The organism is Gemmiger formicilis, from assembly GCF_016901605.1.
In the GTDB taxonomy this organism is placed as follows: domain Bacteria; phylum Bacillota; class Clostridia; order Oscillospirales; family Ruminococcaceae; genus Gemmiger; species Gemmiger formicilis_B.
The window spans coordinates 1-3080 of the sequence record NZ_JACJKP010000245.1 but is presented as its reverse complement, the minus strand read 5'-3'; the positions used below and the strand labels follow the sequence as shown (position 1 = coordinate 3080).

2 protein-coding genes are annotated in these 3080 nt (G+C 48.3%); one reads left to right on the top strand and one right to left on the bottom strand.

What is annotated here, in order from left to right; genetic code table 11:
• Positions 1-172: 172 nt before the first annotated feature.
• Positions 173-1858 (bottom strand): SGNH/GDSL hydrolase family protein, encoded by a 1686-nt coding sequence (locus tag H6B10_RS13615; RefSeq protein WP_204652100.1) that lies wholly within the window; start codon positions 1856-1858, stop codon positions 173-175.
• A 533-nt stretch (positions 1859-2391) separates the two neighbouring features.
• Between H6B10_RS13615 and H6B10_RS13610 the strand changes: the two genes are divergently transcribed.
• Positions 2392-3080: glycosyl hydrolase family 8 (locus H6B10_RS13610; protein ID WP_243427393.1), on the top strand; the 689-nt coding region annotated here is incomplete at its 3' end.

Genomic DNA, 3080 nt, shown 5'->3' with positions numbered 1-3080 from the left:
GTATGCAGGGATGCCCAGACGCGGAATGGCCGGAGCCCAGCTGAGCATTTGGCTGATTTTTTCTTTCAGCGTCATTTGTGCAACCAGTGCGCGTGCCCGCTCCCGGTATTGTTCCAGTTTTTGGTTACGATCTTTCATTTTGTACGTACCCCTTTCTTCTTATTTTGTATCATTAGCGCACAACGCCAAAGCCAAGGATTGTGAAGGTCTTACCTTCATCCTCCGGCGCCATGCAGATTTCTATGTGGTGCTTGCCGGCGGTTTCTTCTGCGAACAGAATTGTTGCGTGGCAATGGGTCCATCCCACTTCCCTCGGGTCATAATATGCAACCGTCTGCCCGTCTACTGTTACGCGAATTCTTCCAAAATCTAAGGATGCGCTATCTTTAAAAACCATTTGGAGTGACTTGCATACCAACTCCATTTGAAACGGTTTCTTTCCGGACGTTTTTTTCCAGTTGAAAGGAAACTGCGCTGTATTGTAAGTGTCATTATCCAATGCAACCATCTGCAGATCTTCATCGGTACCGGTAAAGCTTCCTGGGTCCACAGATATGTCAAGTGGCAAGTTACTGCGGTCATATGCCTCCATCGCAGAAAAGTAAAAACTGTAATAGGGTGGTGCATCTTTTGCAGGTGACATACTCGGTTGGGTATCCAAGCGCTGCAATAGATACATCAAACAATCTTTCATAATGCGATGTCCGGCGTTCGAAGGATGATAGGTATCATAGAAGTATTGCCGCTTGGTAATAACACTCCGCTGTGCAGCCGTTGCTCCGAACTGGGGGCTGACCGCTTCCAGCACATCCACCATGGGCAATTCATGCCGCCATCCCACGGGAGCTAACCGCTCTTTCAGGTTCCAGTCATTTGCAAAGACAGAAAACAAGAGAATAACGGCCGGTTCGCCGGGATCATTCCAGATACGATGCACCAGACTTTCGTAGCAGTATCCATTGGTTTCATCCCCCAAATCATTGACGGCGAATTCTACCACGACTAAATCTGGGGATACCGTACCATTGCGTGTGACATCTCGATCATAGCGATTCAAAGCTAGCTGTGATGGGGTTCCGCCTACGCCGGCTTTGATATAATTCACTTGATCAGGTGCAGAGGAATATTTGTCCCGGATTGCTTCAAAGGTCAGACGGGCATAACATTTTTCCTGTTCGGGAACTGCGCCGGCGCCCTGTGTGATAGAACCACCAAGAAAAGCTAGGGTTATCGGCTTACCAGAACGCAGATCCCCCAGAACCCGCTTGATTCGTGCATTGTTCCCTGTACTCAAGCACGAACGCGCAATCATTGCGTTATACTGTGGCGTATCAAATTCAACCGGCGGATCCGGATCAAATCGTGGCGCATGGTACCCGTCATGAAGGTAAAATTTGACCGTAACAAGGGCGGTGTCTTCTTCACGGGGGAGTTCTATTAAGAACTTGCCGGGAACAGCGTCCGTATCTTGTTCCTCTACGGAAGCCATTTCCATGATGGTTTCGACGCCATTGGTACGCAGAAAAATCTTGCCGCTGCCTCCTTCTGTGCCGTGTTCCCCCGAAAAATACATGCTAAAGGCAGCAACTTTATCAGGCACATCACTGACAATGCTCACACCAATGCTGTGAACCAACCGGCGGAATCCTTTAGCAGTCCGCAGCATTTCTAGAATTTTCTCGTCCTGAACACCACCTACGATTTTTGCGAATGTTACCAAACGCTCATCGTTCAAGAAAACAGGAAATCGGTTGGCTTCTGCATCGGAGCCCCCGCCGCCGACGGGCTTATCTACCAGGATATACAGAGCCTCTCGTTGGGGGATGGGATCCCGTGGAGCAATTCGCTGATCACGCATCTCAGGCACACCTTCTCATGATAAACTTTTTGAGTTCCGCTATTTTTCTTTATCATAAAGCCTTATACCGCGGTGGTGCTTCTCATTTTTTGCTATACGTTTCCTTGTATTTTGCTTTTTTATTTTTCTGTCCGCATCTGGGGGCATACGCATAAAGTTAGCAATTTTTAATCACTGTCATTGTTTCCTCAAAAAAACATGTGCATCTGTAAGCAATTCTTTTTTGTACTGTTGTTGCATGGGGCTCTTGCTTTTTGAATGGAGAATTTCTGCCCACTATATCTAGGAAATCGAAATGAAAAAAGAAGATTTGCAAATGTTGCTGTTCCCGTCCATTTTTCGGCTTCTGGCAAAAGGTGTTTTTACAAAGTGCCTTTTCTCATTTCTTGCTATATTCCTCGCGGTTTTGGATTTCATAACGTTTTTTCGCTCTTTTTGCGCTTGTTTTAAAATAGAAAACCTGCTATAGTGAGTCACAAAATCAGTAGACCGCGTAAACCGGTTACCTCTTACACGGTCCAGAAGGAGCTGAAATGATTATGGAAGGTGCCTACTATAGCGGGCAATATTTAAACAGACTGGAACGCCTTGGATATGCGCAGGCCGAGATTGACAGCAAGCTGGAACGCGCGTTTGAAGAAATGTTCTATGGGCCGGAGGGCGTTCGCCTTTGCCATTTTGCCGGGCCTGACATGATGTACATAGAGGACACGGGGAACCATGACGTCCGTACCGAGGGCATGTCCTACGCAATGATGTTCTGCGTACAAATGAATCGCCAGAAGGAATTCGACTGCCTGTGGCGATGGGTCGTGACCCACATGTACCTCACCGAAGGGGAAAACGCCGGCTATTTTGCCTGGTCCTGTCATACTGACGGCAGCAAAAATTCCGATGGACCCGCCCCTGACGGCGAAGAATTTTTTGCTATGTCCCTGTTTTTTGCGGCCAACCGCTGGGGTTCCGGCGAAGGGGTACTGGATTACGCTTCCTGGGCACGGCGCATCTTGCACACATGTGTACACAAAGGCGAAGAAGCCGGTTCCGGATTTCCCATGTGGAACCCCGAAAACCATCTCATCAAATTCGTTCCCAACTGTGAATTTACCGATCCCTCTTATCATTTGCCGCATTTCTATGAACTTTTTGCTCTGTGGAGCGACGAATGCGACCGTCCTTTCTGGCATGCAGCCGCAGCGGCCAGCCGCCAGTACCTGCGCAA